General features: G+C 57.8%; 12 protein-coding genes and 1 pseudogene. 2 read left to right on the forward strand and 11 right to left on the reverse strand.

What is annotated here, in order from left to right; genetic code table 11:
* Positions 1 to 91, forward strand: a pseudogene (locus BSF44_RS30835) (glutamine cyclotransferase); the annotation flags it as partial.
* 673 nt (positions 92 to 764) lie between these two features.
* Here the strand turns inward: BSF44_RS30835 and BSF44_RS24630 are convergent.
* The 7 genes from BSF44_RS24630 to BSF44_RS24660 form a co-directional block, all read right to left on the reverse strand.
* Positions 765 to 1,625, reverse strand: coding sequence for a CAP domain-containing protein (locus tag BSF44_RS24630; RefSeq protein ID WP_095945724.1), 861 nt, complete (start codon positions 1,623 to 1,625; stop codon positions 765 to 767).
* Positions 1,626 to 1,893: 268 nt separating this feature from the next.
* On the reverse strand, positions 1,894 to 2,268 hold the full coding sequence (locus BSF44_RS24635) for a RidA family protein (RefSeq protein WP_095945725.1): 375 nt from the start codon (positions 2,266 to 2,268) through the stop codon (positions 1,894 to 1,896).
* Positions 2,269 to 2,297: 29 nt separating this feature from the next.
* The gene (locus tag BSF44_RS24640) at positions 2,298 to 3,020 is read right to left on the reverse strand and encodes a DUF3726 domain-containing protein (protein ID WP_095945726.1); all 723 of its coding nucleotides are present in this window, start codon (positions 3,018 to 3,020) and stop codon (positions 2,298 to 2,300) included.
* A 1-nt stretch (position 3,021) separates the two neighbouring features.
* Entirely contained in the window at positions 3,022 to 4,734 is a 1,713-nt protein-coding gene (locus BSF44_RS24645) for a hypothetical protein (protein WP_095945727.1), read from the reverse strand.
* A gap of 25 nt (positions 4,735 to 4,759) precedes the next feature.
* Positions 4,760 to 6,313 (reverse strand): BCCT family transporter, encoded by a 1,554-nt coding sequence (locus tag BSF44_RS24650; RefSeq protein ID WP_095945728.1) that lies wholly within the window; start codon positions 6,311 to 6,313, stop codon positions 4,760 to 4,762.
* Between the two features lie 106 nt (positions 6,314 to 6,419).
* Complete coding sequence (locus tag BSF44_RS24655) at positions 6,420 to 7,406, reverse strand: dipeptidase (protein WP_095945729.1); 987 nt, start codon at positions 7,404 to 7,406, stop codon at positions 6,420 to 6,422.
* Positions 7,407 to 7,419: 13 nt separating this feature from the next.
* Positions 7,420 to 8,862: an aldehyde dehydrogenase family protein gene (locus BSF44_RS24660; protein ID WP_095945730.1), complete on the reverse strand. Its 1,443-nt coding sequence runs from the start codon at positions 8,860 to 8,862 to the stop codon at positions 7,420 to 7,422.
* A gap of 91 nt (positions 8,863 to 8,953) precedes the next feature.
* On the opposite strand from BSF44_RS24660, the gene BSF44_RS24665 reads away from it, so the two are divergent.
* The gene (locus tag BSF44_RS24665) at positions 8,954 to 9,841 is read left to right on the forward strand and encodes a LysR family transcriptional regulator (protein WP_095945731.1); all 888 of its coding nucleotides are present in this window, start codon (positions 8,954 to 8,956) and stop codon (positions 9,839 to 9,841) included.
* A gap of 2 nt (positions 9,842 to 9,843) precedes the next feature.
* Here the strand turns inward: BSF44_RS24665 and BSF44_RS24670 are convergent, their stop codons facing one another.
* The 4 genes from BSF44_RS24670 to BSF44_RS24685 all read right to left on the reverse strand — a co-directional run bounded on the left by BSF44_RS24670 (position 9,844) and on the right by BSF44_RS24685 (position 14,191).
* Positions 9,844 to 10,482: a metalloregulator ArsR/SmtB family transcription factor gene (locus BSF44_RS24670; RefSeq protein ID WP_095945732.1), complete on the reverse strand. Its 639-nt coding sequence runs from the start codon at positions 10,480 to 10,482 to the stop codon at positions 9,844 to 9,846.
* Between the two features lie 19 nt (positions 10,483 to 10,501).
* Positions 10,502 to 11,131 carry a hypothetical protein gene (locus BSF44_RS24675; RefSeq protein WP_095945733.1) on the reverse strand — a complete coding sequence of 210 codons (630 nt, stop codon included), beginning with the start codon at positions 11,129 to 11,131 and terminating at the stop codon, positions 10,502 to 10,504.
* 200 nt (positions 11,132 to 11,331) lie between these two features.
* Positions 11,332 to 13,266 carry a TniQ family protein gene (locus BSF44_RS24680; protein WP_095945734.1) on the reverse strand — a complete coding sequence of 645 codons (1,935 nt, stop codon included), beginning with the start codon at positions 13,264 to 13,266 and terminating at the stop codon, positions 11,332 to 11,334.
* Positions 13,259 to 14,191, reverse strand: coding sequence for a TniB family NTP-binding protein (locus tag BSF44_RS24685; protein ID WP_095945735.1), 933 nt, complete (start codon positions 14,189 to 14,191; stop codon positions 13,259 to 13,261). The genes BSF44_RS24680 and BSF44_RS24685 overlap by 8 nt, the downstream gene beginning before the upstream one ends.
* Position 14,192: the final 1 nt, after the last annotated feature.

A 14,192-nucleotide genomic window follows, 5' to 3' on the forward strand; every position in this document is an offset into this window, starting at 1 on the left:
CGTGTCGGGACTGGAGTCCGATGGCGGCGAACGGTTGTTCTGCGGTGGCGGCGATAGCGGCAAGGTGAGGGTGGTGCGCCGGCCTTCGTGAGGCGCTGCTGCCAGGTCACCAGGTACAACCTTTGTGGGAGCGAGCTTGCTCGCGAATGCAGAGTGTCAGGCAACATTGATGTTGACTGATTTGACGCTATCGCGAGCAGGCTCGCTCCCACAGGGTTGGTGGGTGTACGCAAAAGCTGCGAGCAGCCGAAATCACTGTGGGAGCGAGCTTGCTCGCGATGGCGGTGGTTCAGTCGATATCAATGTTGAATGTGTTGGCCTCATCGCGAGCAGGCTCGCTCTCACAAAGGCAACTGCCTTGGCGAAATTCATCCATATACAGTCATCTGCACACCGATAGCATTTTTCCGTCCTGCCATGTTTTCTGCTGGTCAAAATCGGTCTAAAAGCCCGGTTGGCAATCGCTCCTGTTTTGCTATCCTCAACCCTGTAGGTGAAGACGCAGACTGATGCGCAAAAGGATAGCAAGGAGACGTGGGGCGCGTTCCGAAGGGTACACGGTTAGAAAGATCCCCGCGCTGGGATCCAGCCCTTATGCCGTGTGAAGCAGAAGAGTTCCATTACAGTTTCACGACTCTTTTGTGGGAGGCCTGATAAACCTTGTAAGCCGGAGACCAGCACCGGCCACCTACTTATTACATTCACCCACAAAGCCCGCTCAGTGCGGGCTTTTTAATGCCCGCAAAGTGAGTCCGGTCAGCGGCTCAAGGCGCGCCAAACAGCATCGTCCAGTAGACACCGTTGTCGCTGCGCGCGTTGGCGGCGTAAGCGGCACCGACCTGGGTGAACATCGGGTTCATCAGGTTGGCGCAGTGCCCGGGGCTGGCGAGCCAGCCGGCCATGGCCTTGCTGGGTGAACCTTGCCCGGCGGCGATGTTTTCACCGATCTGCCGGCCACGGTAGCCGGCGGCCTTGGCGCGGTCGGAGGGCATGTCACCGTCGGGGTCTTGGTGGGCGAAATAGTTGCCGTAGGCCATATCCTTGCTGTGGCTTTGTGCTGCGGAGCCCAAGGCTGCACTCCAGGACAGCGGCCGTGCGGCGGCGAACCGCTGGCGACCGCACAGGCGCGGCTTGGCCCGGGCTGCGTTGACCTGCGCCAGCAACGCCTGTGCGGCGCTGCGTGGATCGCCGGTTTTCCCGTCGAGCACCGGGCGTGCCAGCACCACTTGCCACTCACTCCCGGCACGGCTGACGCCGATGTCGGCGTATTGATTGTCGAGCAGTGCGGCGCAGTGCTCGTCCTGGAACATATCGAAAGCTTCTTCGGCATCCCGTGCACCCACCACGCGGATGGACCGCACCATGGTGGCCTGATAGCCGGAAGCCTTCAACCGGTCCCGCAACCCACCGCCATAGCCAACGGGCAGGGCCAGGTTCGACTTGAGCGTCAGGGGGGATAAGCGTTGCGTCGGCCGCCGGTCGCAGCGTTGCGGATGGGCGCGGTAGTCGTTGATGGCGTCTACCAGTTGCCGTTGCCCATCGGCGTGGGCGGGGCTTGCAAAAACGGGGAGTAGGGAAAACAGGCACAGCGAAGAAAAGCGCAAGGCAACGACAGTTTGGCGCATGGACGGACAACTCTGATGAGATGACAACGAGGAAAGTGGGGAAAAGCGCTGGGCTATGACTGGTGCCTTGAAACAAGGTTCACGGCGGGCGTGAACCTGTTTATTGCCGGAGCCGAATGTCCGACGAAGGGTATTGAAACGGGCGGGCAACGCGGACCCCTGTAGGAGCGAGCCTGCTCGCGATGGACGTTAACGATGACGCGTGCTTGCTGATTCAACGCGTTGTATTTGAGTTCATCGCGAGCAGGCTCGCTCTTACAGGGCCGGATCAGTCCATGCAGGCGTAAACCACCAGCTCCACCAGCATTTCTTCCCGGGCCAGGCCCGCCACGACCACGGCGGCGCGGTTAGGGTAGGGCGCCTGGAAGTACTCGGCGTAGACCGCATTCACGGTTGCCAGGTAGCTGCGGTCAGTGACGTAGATCAGCACCTGGGTGACTGCGTCCAGCGAGCTGCCGGCGGCTTGCAGGGTATGGCGCAGGTTGTCCAGGGTCTGCCGGGTTTGTGCTTCGATGCCGCCGCTCACCACCTGGCCCTGGCGGTCGATGGGGATTTGCGCGGTGTACAGCGTGCCGTTGCCGACAACGGCCCATTCCAATGGCGCGCGCGAGGCAAAGAGGTCGGTCTTGATCGCCTGTTTCATTGATGATTCCTGATGCGGGTTTGAGGGGATTACCGGGCGTCGCTGCCTTCACCGGCACCACGGCGACGGGATTCTTCGGTGCTTTCCACCAGCACCCGCTCACCCAGTTTTTTCAACTGGGCCCAGACTTCATCATTGACCTGCAGCCCGCCCGCGACTGCTGGCTGACTGAATTCAAGCGTCGGGGCCGCGTCTTCGGCACTCAGGCGTGGCAGCAGCGCGAAGTGTCTGGAAATCAGCACGTTGATGCTTTGCTCATCGCCCTGCGCCGGTTGCGGCAGGTCATACACCCGCAAGGCCGGGTGGGTGTTCCCGGCACTGAAGGTGGCCACCAGTTCCTGCCGGGCATCGCGCCAGTACACACAAAAATTCAGACCCTCTCCGGCACAGCGCGCCAGGTAGCCCAGCAGCAGGATGCGGTTGTGGCAATGGCGGACGCGGATCAGCGCGCTGCCGCCGCGCAAGGCCTTGCCTACCCCCAGTTCGATGGCCTGGGCGGCGCAGCGCAACACGCTCTGGCCATGGGCATCGAGGGTCAGTTGCGTGGCGTCTTCGTAGCAGGTTTCGATGGGGCGATCGACTTCATCGTGAAGGAAGTCCAACGCTTTTTTCAGCGCGCCGATACCGTCGAGGCCTTGCTGTTGCAGCCTGGCAATCATCTCGGCGGCGTCGTCGCAATCACCGGGCGCAAAACCGATGCCTTCGAAGGCCTTGCGGCAGATCACCTGGATTTCATTGAGCGATACACGCATTTCAGAGTGCTCCGGCAGCGTTGGTCAGTTCAGGCATGACCGCAAAATTCCAGTCGTCGGCGAACGGCTGGCCGATCTCGCTGACCAGCGGTGCCCCCTGAAACAGGGTGATGCGCACCCAGCGGCTGGACTTGGGGTCGAACTTGCCGGCGCCGAAGAACGCCAGCTTGCAGCGCAGCAAATGGATCGGCAGCATGCCGCGGTCCATCAGGTTGGCGCGGATCTCCCCGAAGGCGCAGCGGGCCATGCCTTGCAGGCGGCAGACCGTGCCTTTGAACTGCGGCTGCGCCAGCAGAAAGTGCGCGGTCAATTGCCGTGGGTATTGCTCGCGATAGGCCAGCAGGGCGCGATGACAGCGCTGAATGTTGTGCGCGATCCCCAACTGCATTTCCTTCTCGGCGCCTGGCTCCATGGCCCGTTCGCCCAGGCGTGGTTCTTCCTTTTCCGCCGAGCGATACCAGAAAAAGTGGTTGGCCTCGGCGCCGCTCAAGTCGTAGTCGAGCGCCCAGCGGTACTTGGTCTCGATGAGATCGCACAGCTCATCCAATGGCATCTCGGCGTTCAGGCGAAACCCCTCGTTGACCGACATCTGCTCGGCCAGCGGATCGACCTGTTCGGGGTACAACTCCAGCAGCAGGCTGACCAGCAGTTCCTGGCAACCGGCGCCGACGTTCACCTCGGCCCAGGCTTGCAGGCGCGACCACAAACCCGCGTTGACCGACTGGCCCGCGAACCACTCGGCCAGTTGTTCGAGGTCGGCCAGCGTCTGCTGGTCGATGGCGCTTTGCCGTGGGTCCTCGGTGCTGGTTTGCTGCAAGTGCCGACGGGCCCGTAGCAGCAACGCCTGAAAGCGTTGGGCATGAGGCAAGTCAGCCGCTTGCACCACAACCTGCGCCAGTGCGGTTTCCCTGGCCCACAGCCATTGGTTGACCAGTTGCGGGTGATTGATCAGGAACGGCGCCATCCCCAGCCCCGTGGAATTGCCGACCCCAAGGTAACGCTGCAGGGCAGGGTCCAGGCCCACCGCCCGCTGTGGGTTGCGCGCCCGGGCCATGTGTTCGATCTGCTCGATGCTGAAATGCCGCAGCAGGTACACGGTAAACATCTGGGCGCTGAAGGGTTGCGTGAAGTCCGCAGTGCCTTGCAGGCAACTGAAGTCGGCGATGCCGAACTTGCCGTTGCCGTACACCGCGGTGGTGCGATACAGGTAGCCGACCTCGGCCAGTTGCCGCGGGTCTGGCTGACAACCTTCGGCCAGCGCTTCGAGGAAGCGCTCGAAGTTGCGCAGGCTGCGGTTGGCCCGCGACAGCACCAGCACTCGTGAATCAAAACGCCCGGCTTCCTGCAACGGCACATTGCGCCGCAGGTCAGCCAATTGCTGCTCATCGACATCGCCGGCGAGCAGGACAAAAGTGACATCCCACTGATCGGCGATGACCCGGTCGCTGCGCTTCTCCGGCGGCAGGTACATGGAGAAAATCACGCAGTGATAGTGGGCATTGGTGGTGTCGATGCGGTAGATCGCCGTACCGAAGCCCTCGGCATCCAGGTCGAAGCAGGTGCGCTGGATGCGCCACTGCTCGTTCATCATCCGCCGCATGCTGCTGCGCACGAAACTCAAGCGGCTTTGAAAGTGGCTACCCAGCTGCTCCAGGTCCATGACCCGAGCGGCGGGTCGCAAGGCCGAAGCGGTGTTTGTGTCGGTGTGCGACATCGTTGCGATTCCTGAACGGTTCATATCAGACTGCCTGTTCGCGAGCCATCTGCCGGGCGATGCGCAGAGCATCCCAGAGCGACGGCAGGATCAGCAGTGAAACCGGTACGGCAGTGATCACGATAAAGGATTGCAGCGCCGTGACCCCGCCCGAACCAATGGTGATCAACACCACGGCGGCCAGGCCCATACCGATGGCCCAGAATGCACGCAGCCATGGTTTCGGCTTGTCATTGCGGGACATCGCCATCGCCACGGTGAACGCCATCGCATCGCCGTTGGTGGCCACGGAAATGAAACTCAGGAACAGGAACAGCGCTGAGATCAGTCCTCCCAGTGGCAGGTTCTGGGTCACGCCTAGCAGCAGGTCTTCGGGCTGCGCGCCGTGGGCGGTGACGATGCCCGGCGTCTGCAACTCCATGCCGATGCCGGCGCCGCCGACCACGGTGAACCAGAACATGGTCACCAGCGGGGCGATGATCGACAGGGTCATGATCACTTCGCGGATGGTCCGGCCACGGGAGATCTTCGCCACATACAGGGCGACCATCGGCGCGTAGCCAATGAACCAGCCCCAGTAGAACACCGTCCACCAGTCGAGCCATTTCGGGTCGGCGCGGAACAGGGTCATCGGAATGAACTGCTCCAGATGCAAAGCGAACGCGCTGGGAAAGCCGCCGAGAATGAACGCGGTGGGCCCCAGCAACACCATGAACACCGCCAGGCCGATCATCAGCCAGACGTTGATTTCACTGACGAAACGGATGCCCTTGAGCCCGACCAGGCAGGACGTGGTGTACATCACCGTGACCAGCACGATGGTGATGGACTGCACCATCAGGTCATTGGGAATGCCCCAGACCGAATGCAATGCACTGCTGATTTGCAGGCCGAGGAAACCGATCGGGCCGATGGTGCCGGCGACGACGGCGATGATCGAGGTGGCGTCCGCCAGGGTGCCGATCGGTCCCTTGAGCGCACGTTCACCGAACAACGGGTAGAGCAGGGTACGCGGTGCCAGTGGCAAGCCTTTGTCGTAGTGCAAATGCATCAGCACGATGGCCAGCAGACTGCCCAACACTGCCCAGGCCAGGAAGCCCCAGTGCACGAACGATTGCGCGAGCGCAGCGTGTGCGGCGGCTTCGGTGTGAGGCTGCACCCCCGCGAACAACGGTGGTGGGCTGGCGAAGTGCATCATCGGTTCCGCTGCCGCCCAGAATGCGCCGCCCCCGGCGAGCAGGGCGCACATGATCACGGCGATCCAGTTGAAGGTGCTGGAATCGGGCCTCTGGTCGACGCCGCCCAGCCTGACGCGTCCGCACTTGCTGAAGCAGATGATCAGGCTCATGGCAAAGGTCGCCAGCATCAGGATCTGCCAGTACAACCCGAAGAACTTCGTCGACCAGGCGAACAGCGTGTTCACCAACAGCGATACGCCATCGATGTCGATCAGTGCCGCGATCAGGAAGGCGCCGAGGAAGCCGCCACTGATTAAAAACAGCGGCCAGTCGATGTCTTTTTTCGGCGGTGCAAGGTCCAGTGGCTGGACGTCGGCTTGCAGGGAGTCGGATGTTTTCATGATGCCTCCAAAATACGCGCCTGGGGCTGTGCATCGCCGGTCGGGGAGATGAACGGGAGGCTATTGTTGTTATTTTTCATGCTGTCCTCACGGTGTCGATCAAGAGTCAGTCTTGCGCCGTCGAAGCGTTTTCCAGCAGGCGCAACCAGTTGAGTCCCATGATGTTGCGTACCTCGTCCTCGGCGAAGCCACGGTCGCGCAGGCCCTGGGCGATGATCGGGAAATCCCGGCTGTCGCGGAACCATTGCAGCGGTGTCGGCCAGTTGGCGTTGTCCTTTGATCCTTCGCCGTAATCCTTGTCTTTGCTCCAGCGCCCGTTGCGCATCCATTCGAGCACTTGCAGGGGTTGTTGCTGGCACAGGTCAGTGCCGATGCCGATGTGTTCGACGCCCATCAGCTCCGCCGTGCTGGCAACCATGTCGCAGAACGATTCCAGGGTGCAGCCCGACGCACCCTTGAGGTGGAACGGGTAAGTGCTGAAACCCAGCAGGCCGCCGGACTCGGCGATGCCGCGCAACACCGCGTTGGACTTGTTGCGTTTGGCCGCATGGAAACTCGATGGGTTGGCGTGGGAGACGATCACCGGCCGGCTCGACAACTCGATGGCTTCCAGGGTGCTGCGCTCGGCGCTGTGGGACATGTCGATCAGCATGCCGACGCGGTTCATCTCGCGGATCACCTGGCGGCCGAAACGGCTGATGCCATTGTCTTCGGTCTCGTAGCAACCGCTGGCCAGCAGGCTCTGGTTGTTGTAGGTGAGCTGCATGATCAGCACGCCGAGCTGGCGGAAAACCTCCACCAGGCTGATGTCGTCTTCAATCGGCGAGCAGTTCTGGAAGCCGAAGAAAATCCCGACGCGACCTTCCTGATGCGCCAGACGAATGTCCGAAGCCTCGCGCACCGGACGAATCAGCTCGGGCCAGGTTTCGAAGCGGCGGTACCATTCGCCGATGCGCGACAGGGTTTCCCGGGCGTTCTCGTGATAGGCGATGGTGGCGTGCACCGCGCTCAGGCCACCGGCCTGCATCTGGCGAAAGATCTCTTCGTTCCAGTGGGAATATTGCAGGCCGTCGATCATCAATAAATCGTGCATGGCGATCTCCTGTTCAAGGACGCACGTAGGTGGTCTTGACCACGGTGTAGAACTCGCGGGCGTATTGCCCTTGCTCGCGCGGCCCGAAGCTGGAGGCTTTGCGGCCGCCGAACGGCACGTGGTAATCGGTGCCGGCGGTGGGCAGGTTGACCATGACGCAACCGGTGCGGGCACGGCGCTTGAAGTCGCTGGCATAACGCAGCGATTGGGTGATGATCCCGGCGGTGAGGCCGTATTCGGTGTCGTTCAACACGGCGAGGGCTTCTTCGTAATCGCTGACCCGGATCACACAGGCAATCGGCCCGAAAACCTCTTCGCGATTGATGCGCATGGTGTTGTGGGTGTTGGTGAACAGGGCGGGTCGCATGTAGTACCCGGCCGGTTGCAGGTTCAGCAGTTCGCCGCCCTCGACCAGGGTTGCGCCTTCGTCTTTGGCCAGTTGCAGGTAATGCAGGTTCTGCTCCAGTTGCCGGGCTTCGGCCACCGGGCCGATCTGCACCCCTTGTCCGAGGGCATGACCGACCTTCAATTGACGCATGCGTGCCACCAGCGCCTCGACGAACCGGTCATGGATGCCGTCGCAGACGATCAATCGCGAAGAGGCCGTACACTTTTGCCCGGTACCGAAGAAGGCGCCGTTCAACGCGCATTCCACGGCGATTTCGAGGTCGGCGTCATCGAGCACCACCAAGGCGTTCTTGCTGCCCATTTCCAGTTGGCAACGCACCAGATTACTGGCGGTGGCGACCGCGACGCGGCGACCGGTCTGCAGGGAACCGGTGAAGGTCAACGCATCGATGTCGGCGGACTGGATCAGGCTTTCGCCGACCACAGCGCCGCTGCCCATGACCAGATTGAAGGTACCGGCGGGCAAGGCCTGGCGGCTGATGATTTCAGTCAGGGCCCAGGCGCTGGCCGGTACCAGGTTTGCCGGTTTGAACACCACGGCGTTGCCGAAGGCCAGGGCCGGGGCAATCTTCCACGCGGCGGTGGCCATGGGGAAATTCCACGGCGTGATGATGCCGATCACGCCGACCGGTTCACGCTGGACTTCGATCTCGATGCCGGGGCGTACCGAGGCGGCTGTCTCGCCCATCTGACGCAGCACTTCAGCCGCGTAGTAGTGGAAGAACTGCGCGCAGCGATTGACCTCGCCGATGCCCTCGGCCAGAGGCTTGCCTTCTTCCCGGGAGAGCAGTTCGCCGAGTTCTTCCTTGCGCGCCATCAACTCGTTGCCGATGGCCATCAATACGTGCTGGCGCTGTTCCAGGCCACTGGTCGCCCATTGCGGCTGGGCGTCGCGGGCGGCGGCGATGGCATCCAGTGTCTGTTCGGCGCTGGCCTGGTGGTAATGGCCAATGAGGTCTTGAACATCCGAAGGGCTGTGGTTGGCGATGACGCCCTGGCCTTCGCACCAGTTGCCGCCGATGTAGTTTTTGTAGGGTTGCAGTGCCATGGGAACCTCCGATTGCGTTGGTCCCATCTTGAGAGTATTAATCTGCAAATAAAAATTAATAATAAATATGAAATGATAAGGAAAACTTACCGTGCTTCCCGAGCTCAAGATTACCCAGCTGCGCTATTTCGTCCTGGTTGCCCAGCTGAAAAGCTTCCACGGCGCGGCAAGGCAGGCCTATCGCACGCAACCGGCGCTGTCCCTGGCTGTGCGCGAGCTGGAGCAGAAGCTCGGCCAGCCATTGTTCGAAAAGGGCGGCAAAACCGAACTGACGCCATTCGGCGAGCACTGTTTGCCGCTGTTCCAGGATTTGCTGGCGCATCACGACCGCATCGCCCGCGAAGTCAGTTTGCTGGCAAGGCATGAAATCGGTCAGGTGAGCATCGCTACGGTGCCGTCGGTGGCCAGTCGGTTGTTGCCGCATCTGCTCGCACGGTTTGTCAGCGAGCACCCGAAAATGCACATCAGCATGCAGGACGGCAATGCCGACAGCGTGCAGCAGCTGTTGGTCCAGGGGCAGGTGGATTTTGCGATCAGCAGCGTGTGGGCGGCGGACGAAAACATTGAGTTCGTGCCGATTCTGAGTGATCGGGTGGGGGTGGTCTGCCGCCACGATCATCCGTTGGTGGCCAAAGGCGAGGCATTGCATTGGTCGAGCCTGCAAGCCTGGCCGCTGGTGCGCAATGGCACCTCGCGCTTGCTTGCAGGCACGGAAGCGGCGGGGTTGCTGGACAGCAGTCTGCTGTTCGTCTCCAACATGATTTCGCTGATCGCGATGCTTGAAGAGGGCATTGGCATCACGACGCTGCCGTCCCTGGCGTTCCCACAGGGCAATGAGAAACTGACGTTCCTGCCGCTTTCAGAGCCGCGACTGGAACGCCAGATCGGCATTCTGTGCCGCAAGGGGCACAGCCTGTCGCCAGCGGCAGCCGAGCTGATGGGCTTTCTCAAAGCGAACATGCAGATGGTCGATCTGTAAGGTCAGTGTTCGAGTGGTGGTTCAGGGGCTTCTGTCGGTCGCAGCCTGAAGCGACAGACATGCCCGCCGCGCACCATGCACTCGCTGTGCTCGACTTCACCGCCGCCCAACGCGCCGATCAAGGCCAGGTCCAGTTCGCAGACCACCGGGTGCTCGGCGGCCAGGCGATGGAACACGCAGTTATGGGCGACGATTTCCGGGGTGCCGCCTGAGCGAAAAAACACCTCGGCTTCGTAGCCCGTCTGGGTCATGTGCTGCACGATCCTGGCTTCATCCACGACCTGTTGTTCCAGGTCCGAAGCCAGCTTGCGGCCCATGCTGCGCATCAGCGAGGCCAGGGCTTCGGGGCCGATGATGGTGGCGACTTCATCAATCAGTACGCTGGCCAGTAGCTGATAGTGGCGAGGGAACTGCTCCCGCGCGTGGTCGGTGAGCCGATACAGCTGCTCCGGACGACGGCCCGTCGGCCGGGTGTCGCCGCGCAGCACCAGGCCGTCACGCTCCAGCGCCGCCAGGTGTTGGCGGATCGCCGTGCGCGTGACTGCCAAGTGCTCAGCCAACTCGTCAATGCTCATGCCGCCCCCATGGTGCAGCAGTGCATTGAGCAGGTCCTGCTGTGTTCGGCCCAGTCCTTCCAGCATGGGATGCCCTCGCGCGGTATCAGAACTTGTCCGGGAATTGCTTGACCAGCGCACCGGTCAAGGCGTCGGCCAGGGCCAGGATGTGCGTGCGCATCATCGCCCAGGTGCGGGCTTCGCCAGCGTAATCGTGCGCGGCAAACTCGTCGATCTGGGCAACGTGGTGACCGCCATGGGCCGACAACATGTTGACCAGCGTGGCTTCAGGCAGATTGGGGTTCGCCGTAGCGAGAAACGCCGCAATCGCCTTGGCGTTGGCGGTCAACTCGGTGACGGCGGCCTGCTTGCCCTTGGCGTCCTTGGCCACAGTGGCATCACTGTAGTGTTTCACCGCGCCCCAGTGACCGGCAAGCAGCTTGAGCAGTTGATCCGCCGCCGGTTGACCGTAGAGCGGGGCGATGCTGTTGGCGATTTTGGTGGCGTTGTCGACGACCTGGTCCGCCGCGACTTTGGCTTGTTTTTTGTCGGCGGATTGATTGGCCAGCGCGTAGTTTCTGATCCAGAAAATGTGTTCGACCCAAAGGTCACGCTCGGCCAGGCGCGTGGTCAGCGCGGGGCTGTCGGCAGTGGCGGGTGAGGCGGCAGGCGTCTGGCTCCAGACCGGTTGCGCACACAACGCCAGCAGGAGCAAAGCCAGGGTTTTGATATTCATCGTTGAAAACCTTTAGATGTTGAACCCGATTAACTGGGTAGAGCCGCTGTAGTAAACAAAAAATCATACAGTTGAAAATTATAATCATCAGAAGGCGAATTTTTCGGATATAGAGTCAGCAGATAACGAACTCTGCAGCTTATCGGTTTCGACATGAGAGGGAGCGAATTTTTGGGGGAAGAAGTATGACGATGAACTGGTCAGGAAAGGCTGTCCGAAAGTGAAAGTATATCCGAAAGACAATATAGTTTTACTGACGGGCAATACGCGGGGTGGTCAGAGGGAATAGGCCTGATTATCTTTGTTTCAATTAGGCGTTTAAGGCCTCCAGAGGTCAGATTAGCCAATAGCCACGCTTTGTACTGCGGAATATACATTTTTAACTGACGCTCTATTTCCTTGGCAATACTGGTGCTATAAAATTTTTGATTGCCGATGAATAACGGTTTTGTATTGTCTTTAACCTCGAAGCGTCGTCTTATAATATAGGCGTTAGTGTCAAGTTTGGTGGCGAGTTCATAGTGGGTATAATGGTCTTTGCGCCATTCCATGAGTAGCTTAAGGGCTGCGTCCGGATCCGTGAAAGAATTGGTTTTAGCGTTGTATTGCGATGTAAGTTGTGGGATGACGTTTGACTGAATAAGCCGAATGATTGTTTTTCTTTTAATGTGTATTAGTGAGGCGAACTCCCAAATGGTGTGTTTTTTTCTTGCGCGTAAGATCTTCAAATCATCGTGTCGAGATTCTATGGATTTTTTTATGTCCGGTGTAATTTGTTTTCGGTAATAAAGATAGGGGAAGTTGTCGTGCGGCGGTATAATGTTATTTTTAATGAGGATGGACTTGATGGCTTTGCCGGATATTCCAAATTCTCTGGACAACGCCGGGGTGGTGGTGAATTTTTCAGCAAATAATTTAAGACAATCTATGTGTATGAATTTTGCGCGAGTTTTTCCTCGAGTAATTTTTCCCAGAATAATCTCTCCTGGAATGAATCCATTTGAAACGAGTTCCTCGACTTGGTGTGGCAAAATCCCCCAGTTAGATTGAATTTTATGTATCGATTCATAATCTTTGCGTGTATATCCGGTAGGGGTTTCTCCTCTAGTTCGTTCTTGTTTAAATTTGTTTATAACCTCGCACATTTGATCCTTGTGGTAAAAGATTCTGTTGGCGATGCATATTTTTTGAAAAGAATTATTTTTTATAATGGATCGTGTGGTTTCAAGTGCACCGACAGTGCCGAACGAGGATTTTAATTCAGCAAAGGTGAATGCGAGAGATTTACAGCAGTTTTGCACGGCGCAAGTGTGCGGTTGGAGTGAATTGTATTTAAAGTAATCCAATGCTGTGCTACTGATCCATTGGTCATGACTGTGAATCCATGGAGTTAGCAATGTTTGTGTTGGGAAGTTTGGATAGGTGTTGGCTAAATGCGAGAGGTAAGTCTTAAAAAAAATTTTATCCTTTATTCCTATGTTTACCGCTATGCTAATTGCGCAATTAGTGTCGGGATCGGAAAGTAGTTTAAATTGCATGCAATCAAATGCAGCGAACGTTCGAGTAATTGCATCTTGATTAATGTTCAGAAATAATTCTAATAATCTTATTGTGGCAGTGTCCTGGGTGGGTATGGCTAACGCGTTGCGTAGGTCAAATTGACATTTGCAAAACGGTCCATTGGTATATGACCATTGATAGAGCCTATCACATGAGGGGCAGTTGCTCAGGTAAAAGAGATGATGGTAGGGGCATACAGCCACATAGTCGATATCTTGGATAAATCGCCAGTAACCTTCGGCTAAGCAGGCCGGACAAAATCGGGAGTGATGCCGACATTTTCTGAAAGGGATCTCAATTTTTGCTATTATGGTGTTACGCAAGCCTGTCGCTAAAGGAGACGATCGCTTATAGAATACGCTTTGAGAGGCGAATGGATTATCGTCATTTTTTAAAAAAAAATCGCTAATGACTTCTCCTTCGAACAAGTTTTTAAAGCTTATAAAAGCATCTACTCCAAGTGCGCGCGAAAAGCTCCTGACGTTGGTATATCCATTAAGGAAAGCCGTCCGTGAAACCAGGCTAGACGGACTTTCATGCGGGTAGGGCCTTGGCCAAAAAGGTAATTCACGCATCTTTCAGTTGCTCCATAAGTGTTTGAATTGTTCCAGCAGATACTTCAAAGGGATTTGTGTAGGGTTCGATCCCATCGTTTAGTAGTCGCGCCGCCGTTGCACAATCCGAAACTGTGACTTCGTCGCCTTCACGGGTTAATACGATGTGCATGATTTCATAAAGTAGTGTTCGTAAAGACCGCATATTCCCAAGTGTGTGCAAGTAGAACGCACATGAAATTTTGCTATCGGTAATGTGTAACGGTTTAGAGAAGTTTCCGATTCTGCTCATTTCAGTATTCAATTTGAGCAATACCGCCATGAAAATTGAATCGTACTTCAAGTTACTCAGTCTGGCGCGATATGGATAGCGACCAGCCAGTTCTTCGTGCTTGTCTATCAGTGACTCTGTGCTGGTTTTTCCTGAAAGAATAATCGGGATAGCAGTGCTGTTAGCCACGTATTTTATCCACTTGCATACATTTTGCCACGTCTTTACAGCACTTGGATTCAGCAGGTCGTGCACCTCGTCGATAATAATGAGTTTGGTTCCACATGTTTTCAGCAAACGGAAAAGCCGATTTTGTAATGTGGCGAGTTTGGCTACAGGAGGGTCGTCTCCAAGCGCCTTGAGCATTTCGGTGCACAAGTCTATAATTGAGTACGTGGCAGGTACAGGACAATCAAAGGCGAGAACTTGTTTGAATTGCCCACCTTCAAGTAAGACTGTGCGCTGTCCACCGACCATATTGATTAGCTGCGTACAGGCGGTACTTTTCCCCGTTCCTGGGTCACCCAATAAGAGTGCGCAGCAGGGTTCCTTTCTCAACCGCGTGGCTTCCATGCCGTGAAGCAGTTTTTCGATGGCCGCCGCATATTGAGGGTGCATAATAATAGTATTTGAGAACTCGATCATCTTCGATTCCATGGCAGTGGATAGTGGCATG

The organism is Pseudomonas sp. ACN8, assembly GCF_002303925.1.
Classification (GTDB): domain Bacteria; phylum Pseudomonadota; class Gammaproteobacteria; order Pseudomonadales; family Pseudomonadaceae; genus Aquipseudomonas.